12 protein-coding genes and 1 pseudogene are annotated in these 14,197 nt (G+C 73.6%); 4 read left to right on the forward strand and 9 right to left on the reverse strand.

The features are described from left to right. The first annotated feature begins 1 nt into the window (after position 1). Entirely contained in the window at positions 2 to 904 is a 903-nt protein-coding gene (locus MFF61_RS22765) for a 2-hydroxy-3-oxopropionate reductase (protein ID WP_238239225.1), read from the forward strand. Positions 905 to 952: 48 nt separating this feature from the next. On the opposite strand, the gene MFF61_RS22770 is transcribed toward MFF61_RS22765, so the two are convergent. Continuing rightward, entirely contained in the window at positions 953 to 2,419 is a 1,467-nt protein-coding gene (locus MFF61_RS22770) for an FAD-dependent monooxygenase (protein ID WP_238239227.1), read from the reverse strand. Positions 2,420 to 2,755: 336 nt separating this feature from the next. Here MFF61_RS22770 and MFF61_RS22775 point away from each other — a divergent pair, with 336 nt between their 5' ends. Then, a complete protein-coding gene (locus MFF61_RS22775; RefSeq protein WP_238239230.1) occupies positions 2,756 to 3,397 on the forward strand; it encodes a response regulator in 642 nt (213 codons plus the stop codon). A gap of 431 nt (positions 3,398 to 3,828) precedes the next feature. Next, on the forward strand, positions 3,829 to 4,197 hold the full coding sequence (locus MFF61_RS22780; RefSeq protein ID WP_238239233.1) for a cupin domain-containing protein: 369 nt from the start codon (positions 3,829 to 3,831) through the stop codon (positions 4,195 to 4,197). Here the strand turns inward: MFF61_RS22780 and MFF61_RS22785 are convergent. The 4 genes from MFF61_RS22785 to MFF61_RS22800 all read right to left on the reverse strand — a co-directional run bounded on the left by MFF61_RS22785 (position 4,164) and on the right by MFF61_RS22800 (position 8,811). Further along, complete coding sequence (locus MFF61_RS22785; protein WP_238239235.1) at positions 4,164 to 4,973, reverse strand: MBL fold metallo-hydrolase; 810 nt, start codon at positions 4,971 to 4,973, stop codon at positions 4,164 to 4,166. The two genes, MFF61_RS22780 and MFF61_RS22785, sit on opposite strands and share 34 nt — an antisense overlap. Before the next feature lie 7 nt (positions 4,974 to 4,980). Then, on the reverse strand, positions 4,981 to 5,835 hold the full coding sequence (locus tag MFF61_RS22790; protein ID WP_238239238.1) for a TatD family hydrolase: 855 nt from the start codon (positions 5,833 to 5,835) through the stop codon (positions 4,981 to 4,983). A gap of 6 nt (positions 5,836 to 5,841) precedes the next feature. After that, the gene (metG, locus tag MFF61_RS22795) at positions 5,842 to 7,389 is read right to left on the reverse strand and encodes a methionine--tRNA ligase (protein WP_238239240.1); all 1,548 of its coding nucleotides are present in this window, start codon (positions 7,387 to 7,389) and stop codon (positions 5,842 to 5,844) included. Positions 7,390 to 7,575: 186 nt separating this feature from the next. Next, complete coding sequence (locus tag MFF61_RS22800; RefSeq protein ID WP_238239243.1) at positions 7,576 to 8,811, reverse strand: methyl-accepting chemotaxis protein; 1,236 nt, start codon at positions 8,809 to 8,811, stop codon at positions 7,576 to 7,578. 409 nt (positions 8,812 to 9,220) lie between these two features. On the opposite strand from MFF61_RS22800, the pseudogene MFF61_RS22805 reads away from it, so the two are divergent. Beyond that, positions 9,221 to 9,346, forward strand: a pseudogene (locus MFF61_RS22805) (peptidylprolyl isomerase); the annotation flags it as partial. 559 nt (positions 9,347 to 9,905) lie between these two features. On the opposite strand, the gene MFF61_RS22810 reads toward MFF61_RS22805, so the two are convergent. The 4 genes from MFF61_RS22810 to MFF61_RS22825 all read right to left on the reverse strand — a co-directional run bounded on the left by MFF61_RS22810 (position 9,906) and on the right by MFF61_RS22825 (position 14,183). Further along, positions 9,906 to 10,949: a DNA polymerase III subunit delta' gene (locus MFF61_RS22810; protein ID WP_238239255.1), complete on the reverse strand. Its 1,044-nt coding sequence runs from the start codon at positions 10,947 to 10,949 to the stop codon at positions 9,906 to 9,908. After that, complete coding sequence (gene tmk / locus MFF61_RS22815) at positions 10,939 to 11,622, reverse strand: dTMP kinase (RefSeq protein WP_238239266.1); 684 nt, start codon at positions 11,620 to 11,622, stop codon at positions 10,939 to 10,941. The genes MFF61_RS22810 and tmk overlap by 11 nt, the downstream gene beginning before the upstream one ends. Further along, the gene (locus MFF61_RS22820; RefSeq protein ID WP_238239269.1) at positions 11,619 to 12,836 is read right to left on the reverse strand and encodes a D-alanyl-D-alanine carboxypeptidase family protein; all 1,218 of its coding nucleotides are present in this window, start codon (positions 12,834 to 12,836) and stop codon (positions 11,619 to 11,621) included. Before MFF61_RS22820 ends, tmk begins: the two co-directional genes overlap by 4 nt. Before the next feature lie 153 nt (positions 12,837 to 12,989). Further along, positions 12,990 to 14,183 (reverse strand): septal ring lytic transglycosylase RlpA family protein, encoded by a 1,194-nt coding sequence (locus MFF61_RS22825; protein WP_238239271.1) that lies wholly within the window; start codon positions 14,181 to 14,183, stop codon positions 12,990 to 12,992. Positions 14,184 to 14,197 lie beyond the last annotated feature (14 nt).

Below are 14,197 nucleotides of genomic sequence, written 5' to 3' on the forward strand. Positions count from 1 at the left end.
CATGCAGGTCGGTTTCATCGGGCTCGGCATCATGGGCGCCCCCATGGCCGGACACCTCATCGCGGGGGGCCACAGCCTCTTTCTCAAGAGCCGCCGCGCGGTGCCCGAGGCCCTGCTGGCGGCCGGCGGCACCGCCTGCGCCAGCGCCGCGGAGGTGGCCGAGCGCTCCGAGGTGGTGGTGCTGATGCTGCCCGACACGCCCGACGTCGAGGCGGTGCTCTTCGGCGAGGGCGGCGTCGCGGCGGGGCTGTCGGCCGGCAAAACCGGCGCCTCGGCCGGCAAGACCGTCATCGACATGAGCTCGATCTCGCCCATCGCCACCAAGGACTTCGCCCGGCGCATCGGCGAGCTCGGCGGCGACTACCTCGACGCGCCGGTCTCGGGCGGCGAGGTGGGCGCGAAGAACGCCGCGCTCTCGATCATGGTCGGCGGGTCGCAGGCCGCCTTCGCCCGTGCCGAACCGCTCTTCCGGCTGATGGGCAAGACCATCACGCATGTGGGCGAGAGCGGCGCCGGGCAGGTGGCGAAGGTCGCCAACCAGATCATCGTGGCCCTCACCATCGAGGCCGTGGCCGAGGGGCTTCTCTTCGCCGCCAAGGCCGGCGCCGACCCGGCGAAGGTGCGCGAGGCCATCACCGGGGGGCTCGCCACCTCGCGGATCCTGGAGCTGCACGGGGAGCGCATGATCGCGCGCCGCTTCGATCCCGGCTTCCGGATCGCGCTGCACCAGAAGGACCTCAACCTCGCGCTCGAGGGCGCCCGCAGCCTCGGCCTCAGCCTGCCGGCCACCGCGCTGGCCCAGCAGCTGTTCTCGGCCTGCGTGGCCAACGGGCTCGGGGGCGCGGACCACTCGGCGCTGGTGCGCGCCCTGGAGATCGCGGGCAACCATCAGGTCGCGGGCTGACCCCGGTATCGCCCCGACGGCCAAATCGCTGCGCCATCCGCTCGGGCTTCAGCCGGGAACGGCTGCGAGTGCGTGCAGGTAGCGCTCCGCCTCGTCCCAGGCTTCGCCTGCGGCCGACAGGCCGACATAGCCGTCCGGCCGGACGACGAGGATTGAGCCATCCGGGGGCGTGCGCGGCGCGGGTTCGAGCAGCGCGGGGAACCGCGCCGCCAGCGCGGCCCCGCGCGCCGGATCGGCGGCGTAGAGCACGAATAGCGGCTCGCGCCCGCTCCCCGGCGGCGGGCCGGCATCCTGCTGCGGGTCCCAGCGCGCGCCGGCTCCCGGCCCGCGCGAGAGCGGGCTGTCCGCATAGGCGATCTCGATCTCGCTCATCGTCGTCGCCATCCGCTCGCGCACGGCGTGGAGCCCGAGCAGGACGCGCAGGGCGAGGTTGCGGGCGGCCTGCGCCGCCGGGTGCGCCAGCGTCGCCATGTCGGTCAGGCGCCCGGCATTGCGCAGCACCATGTCGCCGACCGCCGTCCGCTCCGGGCTGTAGCTGTCGAGCAGCGTCGCGGCGGCTTGCCCGCGCTCGACCATCGCCAGCTTCCAGGCGAGGTTGATCGCGTCCTGCATCCCGGTGTTCATGCCCTGGCCGCCGGCCGGGCTGTGGATGTGCGCGGCGTCGCCCGCCAGGAAGACCCGGCCGCGGCGGTACGCGTCCACCTTGCGCTCGTTGATGCGGAAGTTCGTCAGCCAGACCGGATCGGCCACGCGAAAACCCCCGCCGGCCCGCCGATCCACCAGGGCCTGCACGTCCGCGAGCGTGGGGTCCGGGCGGCGCTGCGCCGGGTCCGTCCGGCCGCGCGTCGCGACGATGCGGGCGCGTCCGCCCGGGATCGGGAAGACCACCAACGGGCCGTCCCGGTGCAGGTAGGTGGCGATCTCGTCGGGCGGCGGTGCCTCGGCCCCCTCCAGGCGCACGTCGGCCAGCAGCCAGTCGTCGCCCTGCGTCGCGCCGCCGAAGGCGACGCCGAGCCCGTGGCGCACCGTGCTGTGGGCGCCGTCGCAGCCGATCAGCCAGGGGGTGGCGACGCGCTCCTCGCGCCCGTCCGCGTGCCTGAGGCGGGCCTCGACCCGATCGTCCGCCTGCGTGAAGCCGACCAGTTCCACCTCGCGCTCGACCGCGACGCCGAACGAACGCAGGTGGTCGGCGAGCAGCCGTTCGGTGTCCCGCTGCGGGATCATCAGGGCGAAGTCGTAGGCGCTCGCGATGTCGTCGAAGCGGGGGCGGCCCAGCACGGTCGCGCCGCTGCGGATCGAGGCGCCGTGGGCGCGCAGTCCCGCCTCCAGGAACCCGCGCGTGCAGCCCATGCGGTCCAGGAGTTCGAGGGTGCGCGACCAGACCACGAGCGCCTTCGAGGTCTCGGTCGCGCGCGGGCTGCGGTCGATCAGGCGCACGCCAATCCCGTAGCGGGCGAGCTCCGCCGCCAGGGTGAGGCCCACCGGGCCGGCGCCGACGATGAGGATGGTCGTCATGGGGCGTCCTCGGTCGCCGGCCGAGCGGCCTTCGCCCGGCCGTCTGCCGCTGTCTCCGGGCCGCCTCGGAGAAGAAGCACCGAATGACCAGGCTTGGCAACCAGCGCCGAGCTTGCGGCCCGCGGAGGATGTGCGGCTTCCCACCGGCGGCTGCACATTCCTGACATCGGGGTTCTCGCCCGCCTGAATGCGGGTTTCCCCCTATTGCCGAATCGCGGCCGAGACGCGGAACCTTGTCGGAGGCATGCTTCTCACGGTGCAAGAGGGAGTCGAGTCCGGTGCCCGCCCCGGGGCGCCGGGTTCTCGGCGTGGCCGGGGTCTGGGAGGCCGGAACGCATGCCGGTGACCATCCTGATCGTGGACGACCACGGCGCCATCCGGCGCGGCGTTCGCGCCATCCTGGAAGCGCATGACGGCGTCGAGGTCGTCGCCGAAGCGGCGACCGGGGCCGAGGCCATCGACCTGGCCGCGGCGCACAAGCCCACCGTCGCGGTGATCGACTATGCGCTGCCCGTGATGAACGGGTCTCAGCTCACCCGGCGCATCCGGGAGGCGAGCCCCAAGACCCAGGTCCTGGTCTTCACCATGCACGAGAGCGAGGCCCTGGTGCGCGACGTGCTCGCGGCAGGCGCACGGGGATACCTCCTGAAGTCCGATGCCGACCAGCAGCTCGTCGCCGCCGTCGATGCCCTGTCGCGCCACCAGACCTACTTCACCAGCCGCGTGAACGAGGCGCTGCTCGCCCACTACCTCGCCCATCCGGGCCAGCCCTCGGACATGGACGTTCTGACCGCCCGCGAGCGGGAGGTGGTGCAGCTCATCGCCGAGGGCCAATCGAGCAAGCAGGCCAGCGAGACGCTCGCCATCAGCCTCAAGACCGTCGAGACGCATCGCGCCGCCGCGATGCACAAGCTGGGATTGAGCACGACGGCGGCCCTGGTCCGCTACGCGGTCAGGAACAAGCTCGTCGAGCCCTGAGGGTATCGGATCGCGCGGCGACGCGGCTCGGCCGATCGGTCGTGCCGATCCGGCTCGGAGCGGCCGCGGTCAGGGACAGGCTCCGACGCGGCCGCGGCGAGGACGCCGAGCGAGGGCGACGTCATGCCGTGCCGGTGCCGGGATCGGCCGGGCACGACGAGGGGAGGTCTCCACTTCCGGACCAGAGCCCGATTCGCATAAGGTATATTATGGAACCTGAGACAGCGGATGGTTCATCCGGGAGGCCTGCCGACCGGCCCATCCGTCCTCTGATCCTCCGGCAGGAAGTCAGCCTGGGCGCCCAGGCCACAGGCCGCTTCCACGCGCGCGATAACCGGTCCGGCGCCGGTGAGCGGCACGCAGCGGTGCCGGGAACGTCTCGGCCCGGCTGGCGAGCGGTTAGGCTGCCGGAATCCGCTCCGGAGCCCGCCATGACCGACCGACCCCTCAACCTCCTCGCCGGCCTGCCGCCGCCGGGCACCCCGGACGAGGAGATCCGGACCCTGCTGGCGCGGCCGGGGCTGCGCATCGAGCGCATCGTCTCGACCGGGCAAGCCAGTCCGCCGGGCTTCTGGTACGACCAGCCGCAGGACGAATGGGTGCTGGTGCTCGCGGGCGCGGCGCGGCTGCGGCTCGACGGCGAGCCCGCGGACCGGGTGCTCGGCCCCGGCGACCACCTGCTGATCCCGGCGCATCGCCGCCACCGCGTCGCCTGGACCAGCCCCGAGGCGCCGACGGTCTGGCTCGCCGTGCATCTCGGCCCGGATCAGGCCTCCACGGTCGCGGTGAGCCCGTCATAGGCCGGCACCACGCCCTCCGGCAGGCGGCGGCGCAGGGTCTCGTAGTCGAGGTCGGTGTGCAGGTTGGTGAGGATGGCCCGGCGCGGGCGCACCTCCTCGATCAGCGCCAGCGCGTCCGAGACCGAGTAGTGCGTCGGGTGCGGCGTGTCGCGCAGGGCGTCGATGATCAGGAGGTCGAGGTTGCGCAGGGCCGCCTTGGCGGCGTCCGGCATGGTGCTGACGTCGGGCGCGTAGGCCGCGTCCGCGAAGCGGAAGCCCAGGGCCTCCTCGTTGCCGTGCGCCATCCGGAACGAGATGGCGGTGACCGGGCCGCCCGGCCCGTCGAGGGTGAGCGGCGCCGCGTCGGCGAGTTCGTGCAGGTCGAGGATCGGCGGGTAGAGGCTCCCGGGGGGCGAGGCGAAGCAGTAGCCGAAGCGCGCGGTGAGCAGCGCCCGCGTGGCCGCGTCGGCATGGACCGGGATGCGCCGGCGCATGTGGATCACCAGGGGACGCACGTCGTCGATGCCGTGGGTGTGGTCGGCATGCGCGTGCGTGAACAGCACCGCGTCGAGCCGCGTCACTCCCGCGTCGAGGAGCTGCTCGCGCAGGTCCGGCGAGGTGTCGATGAGCACCGTCGTCGCGGTGTCCCCGGGGGCGCGCCGGCCCTCGACGAGGAGCGAGCAGCGGCGGCGGCGGTTCCTCGGCTCGGCGGGGTCGCAGGCGCCCCAGCCGTAGCCGACCCGCGGCACGCCGCCGGAGGAGCCGCAGCCGAGGATGCGGAGCGTCAGCGCGGCCATCCGGTCCTCATGCGATGGGGGCTTCCGGGTGGGCGCAGCCCGCGTGGGCGGCGTCCGCGTGGGCGGCGTCCGCCCCGGCGGGCTGCGCCCGCAGGGCCTTGTCGAACAGCGCGAAGAAGTTCGCGGTGGTGAGGCGCGCGAGGTCGTCGGGGGTCATCCCGAGCGTCCCGGCGAGCACCGCGGCGGTCCGGGCGACGTAGGCGGGCTCGTTCGGCTTGCCGCGGTGGGGCTCCGGCGCGAGATAGGGCGCGTCGGTCTCGACGAGCAGCCGGTCGCGGGGCAGGCTCGCGGCGATCGCCCGCAGTTCCTCCGAGCGCCGGAAGGTCAGGATGCCGGAGAACGAGACGTAGAGCCCGAGCTCGACTCCGATCTCGGCGAGGCGCCGCCCCGACGAGAAGCAGTGCAGCACCGCCCGGAAGCGGCCGCGCGCCATCTCCTCGGTGAGGATGGCCGCCATGTCGTCGTCCGCGTCGCGGGCGTGGATGACGAGCGGCAGGCCGGTCTCGCGGGCCGCCGCGATGTGGGTGCGGAAGACCCTGGCCTGCACGTCCCGAGGCGCCTTGTCGTAGTGGTAGTCGAGCCCCGCCTCGCCGATCCCGACGCAGCGCGGGTGGCGCGAGAGCGCGGCGATCTCCGCGGCCGGGACGTCCGGCTCCTCCGCGGCCTGGTGCGGATGGGTGCCCACCGTGAACAGGATCTCGGGATGCGCCTCGGCGAGGCCCCGGTAGACCGCAGCCTGGCGCACCCGGGTCGAGATGGTGAGCATGCGGGTGACGCCCGCCGCCCGCGCGCGGGCCAGCACCTCGGGCAGCCGCTCCGACAGGCCCGGGAAGTCGAGGTGGCAGTGGCTGTCGACCAGCATGCCGCCTCAGGCCTCCGGCTCGACGAAGCGCGGGAAGATCGGGCTCGGGGCCGGCAGCGCCGTGCCGGGGGTGAGCCGCTGCCCCTCCCCGACCGTGGCGAGCCCCCTCGCCTCCTGCGGCACCGCCAGGAGGTCGAGGAGCGTGGCCGCCGCCGCCGGCACGAAGGGCTGCACCAGGATGCCGATCGCCCGCAGGACCTCGGCCGTCACGTAGAGCACGGTGGCCATCCGGGCGGGGTCGGTCTTGCGCAGGGTCCAGGGTTCCTGGCCCGCGAAGTAGCGGTTGGCCTCCGCCACCACGGCCCAGATCTCGGCGAGCGCGTGGTGCAGCGCGTAGTCCCGCATCGCCGCCCGCGCGGCCGCCGGCAGCGCGTCGGCGGCGGCCAGCAGCGCGCGGTCGGCCTGCGTCAGGTCGCCGGGCTGCGGCACCGCCCCGTCGCAATTGCGCGCGATCATGGTGAGGGAGCGCTGCGCGAGGTTGCCGAGGTCGTTGGCGAGGTCGGCGTTGGTGCGGTTGACGATCGCCTCGTGCGAGTAGTTGCCGTCCTGGCCGAAGGGCACCTCGCGCAGCACGAAGTAGCGCAGGGGGTCGACCCCGTAGAGGCCGGCGAGTTCGATCGGGTCCACCACGTTGCCGAGCGACTTCGACATCTTCTCGCCGCGGCTGAGGAGGAAGCCGTGGCCGAAGACGCGCCTGGGGAGCGGCACGCCGGCCGACATCAGGAAGGCCGGCCAGTAGACCGCGTGGAAGCGGATGATGTCCTTGCCGATGACGTGGAGGTCGGCCGGCCAGTGGCGCCAGCGCGGATCCGCCTCCTCCGGGAAACCGCAGGCCGTGATGTAGTTCGTGAGCGCGTCGACCCAGACGTACATCACGTGGCCGGGCGCCCCCGGCACCGGGATGCCCCAGTCGAAGGTGGTGCGGCTCACCGACAGGTCCTGCAGCCCCGAGCGCACGAAGCTCACCACCTCGTTGCGCCGCGTCTCCGGCCCGATGAAGTCGGGGTTCTCGGCGTAATGCGCCAGCAGCCGCTCCGCATAGGCCGAGAGGCGGAAGAAGTAACTCTCCTCCTCCACCCACTCCACCGGCGTGCCGGTCCGCTCGGCGCGGCGCACCCCGTCCTCGCCGAGCACGAGTTCGGATTCGTCGTAATAGGCCTCGTCGCGCACCGAGTACCAGCCGGCGTATTTCGACAGGTAGATGTCGCCCGCCTGCTCCATGCGCCGCCACAGGGCCTGGCTCGACACGAGATGGTCCGGGTCGGTGGTGCGGATGAAGCGGTCGAAGGCGCAGTTCAGCGTCTCGGCCATGGTGCGGAAGCGCGGCGCCATCCCGTCCACGAAGGCGCGCGGGCTCACCCCCGCCTTGGTGGCGGTCTGCTGGATCTTGAGCCCGTGCTCGTCGGTGCCGGTGACGAAGAACACGTCGTAGCCGTCGATGCGCTTGAAGCGCGCGATGGCGTCCGCGGCGATCACCTCGTAGGCGTGGCCGATATGCGGCGCCCCGTTCGGATACGAGATCGCGGTGGTGATGGTGAAGCGTTCGCCCGCCACGCCTGGGTTCCCGAGACAGTTCGAGGGGTGCGGGCGGCAGCGCCCGCTCTCCACAAGCCTTAGAGCACTTTCGGGTCGGGGGGGAACACCCCCTCGCGCGCCCTCCCGCCAGGGGCCGGGCGCGCGAGGCCCAGTTCAGGCCGCGCCGCGCCGCCGGGGCGGCCTCCGCGGCGGGCGCGCTCGCCGCTACCGGATCGGATGACCGTCGCAGAGCTCGTCCAGGTACCGGAGGACGCTGCTTGATGCCGTCTCGACGGCGTCGATGCACCGGAGGGCGCCGGCGATGTCGCCCTCCGCGAAGCGGCGCGCCGCTTCCTTGCCGTGCTGGTGCACGGCCTCGTGCGGGCATTCCAGGGCGACGAAGGCCGGGTTGCCCCGATAGGCGGCCGAGCCTTCGCCGTAGTACCATTTGCCGAGCCGGCAGGAATGATGGTCCGCGAGCTCGTCGGCCCGCAGGCTCACGCGGCCGACCGCCATATCGGCCAAGCGCTTCTTCCACAGGACATGATCCGCCTTGGCGAGGCGCGGGATCTTCCCGCCGAGATTGAGGGCGGCGAGGGACTTCAGCTGCTCCTCGATCAAGCCCTGCCCCGAATCCAAGAGCTTGGACAGGCCGTGGACCTCCCGGGTGTTCGCGACGCTGCGCTCGGTGAGGGTGTTCACGTCGTCGGAGATGGTCTGTGTCGTCGTGACCTGATCGGCGATGACGCCGTCGAGGTTCTTCATCCGCAGGCCGACCTCGGACGCGCTGCGATCGATGGCGGTCATGTCGCGTTCGAGCGTGCCCACGACATCCGCGCCGGCCTGGGCCGTCCGCACCGTGTCGGCGATCAGGACCGCGATGTCGCCGATCTCGCCCTGCAGCCGTGCGATGCGCGTGCGGATGTCGTTGGTGGCGTCCTGCGTCTCGCGGGCGAGCGCCTTGACCTCGCCGGCCACGACCGCGAAGCCGCGGCCCGCCTCGCCGGCGCGCGCCGCCTCGATCGTCGCGTTGAGCGCCAGCAGATTGGTCTGCCTCGCGATCCCGTCGATGGAACCGATGATGGCATCGATCGCCGTCGAGGCCTCCCGCAGCTTCGCCATGCGCGCCTCGACCGCGACGGCGCGGGCGCAGAGGTCCTTCATGGTCTCGATCGTCTCGCCGGCCCGCGCGTGACCGTGGCTCAGGGCCGCCTGCATCTGGTCGGCGTCCCGCACCGTCTCCTGTGCTTCCGCCCGGACCCTGTCGATCGTGCTCACGAGGTCAGCCCCGGCCCGGGAGAGCGCGGTGGTGCGGCCCGCCATCGCATCCGAGGCCTCGATCAGGCGGGCCGCGACGATCGCCGTCTCGCAGTTGCGGATGCTGATGGCGACGGCGCGATCGAGGTCCTTCGTGGCGCCCGATGCCAGGCTCTCTGCGAGCCGGTTCAGCATCAAGGCCATCGGGTCGTCACCATCGAGCCGGTTCGTATACTCTCCGGCGCAGAGATCTTCCAGAAAGCCTATATGGTCCGGAGCTCGGCGCGGCTCCTCTTCGGCCGGAGAGGAAACCGATGCATCGCCTGCGCGCAGCCGCCTGAGGAATGGTGCCATTGTCGTCACTTCCCTTTGGGAGTAAACGTGGATCGAAATGACTGACAAAGATTTACCGTGATGGATTCCCTGGCGTGAATGTCGCGTGTCCTAGCGGAAAGTCTCCATGGCGATTCCGTCTCTAGGGCATCCCGGCGCTCTTCTCGGTTGCCGATGTCCCACCCGCGCACGCGCCGCCTGCTCCTGTCGCCGGAGAGGGAGGGTGAATCGTTCGCGTCAGGCGATCGAGGGCCGACGCTCGTTCGCCAGCCGCCGTCCGGCGGAGCGCGGCTCCTCCGACGGCGTGCCGTTCCACGGCGTCATCGACGGCGTCATGGCCCGGACCGGCGACCCGGCCGGCACTGGCGGCTCCGACCTGCCGGACCTGAAGGTCGCGTTCAACGCCGGCCTGCGGGAGCCGGCAGCGAGCCGGACGCCCGCAAGACGGGCCGCGTCGGCTTTGCTATGCGTGCCCTTCCCTGACCAGAGCACGGTTCTCACGGCGGAGGTGCGCGTGCCGGACGATGGCGACACTCTCGTCGACTTCGGTCCCTTCGCGGCCGGGCTCGACCCCGACGAGCGGATCGCGCGCCTCTTGCGCCTCCACAGGGTGCTGTCCTCGACGCAGACCACGGCGCGGGCGGCGGTGCTGGCGGCCCTCTCCAACGCCGATGCGCTGCCGGCGGCCCTCGCCGCCCTCGACGCGTTGCCGCCCACCGAGCGCCGGATCCTGATCGCGCGCTACGAGGGCAAGCCGGAGCCGGCCGCGTTCTGGGGTGAGACCGACGAGCCCTCGGACTGACGCCAACGGCCCAGGATGCCGATGCATCGATCTCGATCCCGGGCAGGCCCGGGATCGACGGGGCCGTTGAGCCATCGCGACGTGTCGATGCCAAGCCAGAGGCTTGGCGACACGTCGAGAACGGAACCAAAGGTCGTCTTCAACGACCGTTGGTGTGACGACCCTACCGCGCCGCCGCCACCTCCTCGAACACCGACAGGATCACCGGCCGCCGGTCGAGGTTGTAGGTCGCGGCCTCGCGGGCGCTGCGGGCGATGCGCTCGCTCGCCTCGGCGAGGGCGGCGAGGCGCGCGGGCGGCTCGGCGAGGCGCCGGCCGATCTCGGCGGCGAGGTGGCGCTGCACCGTGTCCAACGCCGTCTCGTAGAGGGCCTCCGCCTCGCGGGAGCTCAGCCGCTCGGCGAGGGCCAGCACCCGGCGCCAGTCGGGGCTGGCCAGCAGCGCCTCGACCTCGTCCACCAGGGCGAGCGTGGTCGGATCGAGGAGGCCGAGCGCCCGGGCGACCGAGCCCTCGGCGAGCGCCGCGGCCCGGGCCAGCACCTCGGGCGGATGGGCCGACCAGGGGGGCCCGAGGCCGCGCAGCACCGCGGCCACGTCGGCCTGCGCGAGCGGGCGCAGCGCCAGCCGCCGGCAGCGGGAGCGGATGGTGGGCAGGAGCCGGCCCGGCGCGTGGCTGACGATCAGGAACAGGGAGCGGGCGGGCGGCTCCTCGATCACCTTGAGGAGCGCGTTGGCGCTGGCGAGGTTCAATTCCTCCGCGCAGTCGACGATGCAGATCCGGTAGCCCGCATCCGCCGAGGTCTCGGCGAAGAGGTGGAGCGCGCGCCGCGCCGCCTCGACGGTGATCTGCGTCGGCACCGTCTTGGCCCCCGGCGCCCGCTGGCGGCGCAGCAGCACGAGGTTCGGGTGCGCGAGCGTCGCCACCTGCCGGGCGGCCGGGTGGTCGGGCGGCACCGCGAGCGTGTCGGGCTCCCCCCGCCCCGTGCCGCAGGCGAGGAGGTGGCGGGCGACCCGGAAGGCGAGCGTCGCCTTGCCGATCCCCCGCGGGCCGCCGATCAGCCACGCATGGTGCAGGCGCCCGGAGCCGATCGCCGCCCGGAACGCCGCCTCGGCGGGCTCCTGGCCGATCAGGCGCATCTCCTCGCGCGGGCGGCGCAGCCCGGCAACCTCGCCGGGTTCGAGGTCCTCGGCGCGCGTCTCAGGCGGCATCGCTGCGCTCCTGCGGCAGGAGGCCGGGCAGGCGCCCGGCGACGGTCGCCCGGACGGCGGCCGCCACCGCGTCCGGATCGCCCGCCGCGTCGATGAGCGCGCAGCGCCGCGGCTCGGCCGCCGCGATGGCCCGGAAGGCCTCGCGCAGGCGCTGGTGGAAGGACAGGGCCTCGGCCTCGAAGCGGTCCGGACCGCGGGCGCTGCCGAGGTCGCGCCGTCTGGCGCGGGCGAGGCCCGCCTCCGCCGGGAGGTCGAGGATGAGGGTCAGGTCGGGGCGGGTGCGCCCGACCACGATCCGTTCCAGCGCCGCCACGCCCTCCGGGTCGACCCCGCCCGCCGCGCCCTGGTAGGCGCGGGTGGAATCGGCGAAGCGGTCGCACAGCACCACCGCGCCGCGCGCCAGCGCCGGGCGGATCAGGGTGTCGAGGTGGTCGAGCCGGGCGGCGGAGAACAGCAGCGCCTCCGCGAAGGGGCCGTAGGGCTTGGCCGCCCCGGCCAGCAGCGCGGTGCGGATCTGCTCGGCGCGCGGCGAGCCGCCGGGCTCGCGGGTGGTGACGACCTCCCGCCCGCCCCGGCGCAGCCGCTCGGCGAGGCGGGCGACCTGCGTCGACTTGCCGGCGCCCTCCCCGCCCTCGAAGGTGACGAACACGCCCCGTCCGGATGCCCCGCTCACGAGCGGTTCGTCAGCTTGGCGAAGGTGCCGCGCACCCAGCCGGTGCCGACTTCGAGCGCCGCATCGAGGGCGCGCTGCGTCATGGAGCCGGGGGCGACCTCCTCGGCGGTGTAGAGGGGCATGTCGAGCACGGGCTGGTCGCCGCGGCTGACCTTGAGCCGCGCCACCTCCTTGCCGGCCGCCACCGGGGCGACGAGCGGCCCCTGGTAGACGACCCGGGCGGTGATGCGGTCGGCCGAGCCGCGCGGCAGCAGGAGCCGCACCGGCTTCCTGGCGACGAGCGCCACCCGGCCCTTGGCGCCGCCATAGGTCTCGGCCTCCGCCACGGCCTCGCCGGCGGCGAAGATCTGGCGCGCCTCGAAGGCGCGGAACCCCCAGTCGATGAGCTTGCGCGATTCCGCCGCGCGGTCGCGCGCGGTCTTGAGGCCGCTCACCACGAGGACGAGGCGCTGGCCGTTCTGCACCGCCGAGCCGGCCAGCCCGTAGCCCGATTCCTCCAGGTAGCCGGTCTTCAGCCCGTCCGCGCCGACCTCCATGGTGAGGAGCGGGTTGCGGTTCTGCTGGCGGATCTTGTTCCAGGTGAACTCGCGCTCGGAGAACAGCTTGTACTCGTCCGGGTAGGCCTCGATCAGGTGGATGGAGAGGCGCGCGAGGTCGCGGGCCGTCACCTTCTGGTCGGGGGCCGAGTAGCCGGTGGCGTTGCGGAAGGTCGAGCGCGTGAGCCCGATCTCGCGGGCGCGCCGGTTCATGATCTGGGAAAAGTTCTCCTCGGTGCCGGCGATGCCCTCGGCGGCCGCGATGGAGGCGTCGTTGCCCGATTGCACGATGATGCCGCGCAGCAGGTCCGGCAGCTTCACCTTGCTGTTGAGCTGGGCGAACATCGAGGAGCCGCCCCCGCCCGCGCCGCCCCGCTTCCAGGCGTTCTCGCTGATCGGGAATTCGCTGTCCTGGGTGAGCCGGCCCTTGCGCAGCTCGTCGAAGATCACCTCGACGGTCATCAGCTTGGCCATGCTGGCGGGCGAGAACAGCTCGTCGGCGGCCTTCTCGAACAGCACCGAGCCGGAATCCGCGTCGATCAGGATCGCGTGCGGCGCCTGGGTCTGGAAGCCCTGCGCCCGCGCCGCGGTGGCGAGCCCTACCGCCAGCAGACCCGCCGCGACCCGCGCGAGGATCCGTCCCGCCCGCCCTGCGCGTTGCCTCGCTCTTGCCGCCATGCCGTCACCATCCGGGTTGCCGGGGCACTCTGCCGCCCCGGGCTGTGCGGTGCAACCGCGGCGGCCTCCGTTCAGGCGGCCTGGATGCCGCCTCCCCGTCCGTTCGCACGGTGCGGCAACGGCTTAGGGGCCATCGTCGCAGCCCGGCGGGCGTCAGAGCATCCCGGCGACCTTGGCACGCGGGCCGGCGGCCTTGCGCTCCGGCGCGCTCTCGACGGTCGCGGTCCGGCTGCGGCCGGCGGCGGGATGCGGCGGCGCGCCGGTGAGCCGCAGGGGCGCGGAGAGCGGCAGCGGGGCCGCAGGCCGCGGTGCGGCGGAGCCTGCCGGGGCCTGACCGGCCGCAGGCCGGGCGCCCGAGGCGGCGAGCATCGCCTGCGCCAGCCCGTTGCGGTCCTTCGGGCCGGCGGCGGGAGCCGGTGCGGCGAGACGCGGGGACGCGGCGGGCGCCGGCCGGGACGCCTCGACGAGGCGCAGGGGGGCAGGACGCGGCGCCTCCGCGACGCGCAGGGGTGCGGGCCGCGGGCGCTCCACCACCGAGGGCACCGGCTCCGGCAGGGGCTCGGGCCGGCGGAAGGCCAGGGCGCGGGACTCGGCGCGGGACTCGGGACGCGTCTCGGCGAGGGCCTGGGGACGCGCCTCCTCCCCGGCCTCGGCCAGCATGATGCTGCGGGCGCCGGCCGGGCGCCCGTCGGTGCGCAGCGTCGCCATCAGCTTGCGGTCGTCGCTGCCGGCCACCGAGGCCTTGCCGACATACTCGACCCGCACCCGGGTGGTGCCCTGGCGCCGGAAGTCGAGGGCCTCGGCCACGCTCTGCGAGACGTCCATCAGCCGGCCGGCATGGTAGGGGCCGCGGTCGTTCACCCGCACCATCATCGAGTGGCCGTTGGCGAGGTTGGTGACGCGGGCGTAGCTCGGCAGCGGCAGGGTCGGGTGGGCGGCGGCGACCGAGAAGCGGTCGAAGACCTCGCCGTTGGCGGTCAGGCGCCCGTGGAAGGCGGTGCCGTACCACGAGGCCAGCCCCTCGCGGACGTAGCCCCGCGGGTTCTCGCGCGGCACGTAGGTGTGGCCGGCCACCACGTAGGGCTTGCCCACCATCGCGCGCCCGCCGCCCTTCGGGATCGGGTCGTTCTCGCCGTAGAGCCGGGGGCTCGGGGCGACGCCGTATTTCGGATCGACCTGCCGGCCGGCCTTGGCGGTCATGCCGGGCGGGGGCGAGCCGGCGCAATTGGCCGTCAGCAGCGCCGCGCCCGCCACGGCGGCGAGCCGGGCCGCACCGGCCCACCGCCCCCCGCCGCCCGACCCGGAGGCCCGGTCGGACGCACCGTCGCCGTTCGAAGATCCCGCCATCGTTCGCGACCGCC

Source organism: Methylobacterium isbiliense, from assembly GCF_022179325.1.
Taxonomy (GTDB): Bacteria; Pseudomonadota; Alphaproteobacteria; order Rhizobiales; family Beijerinckiaceae; genus Methylobacterium; species Methylobacterium isbiliense.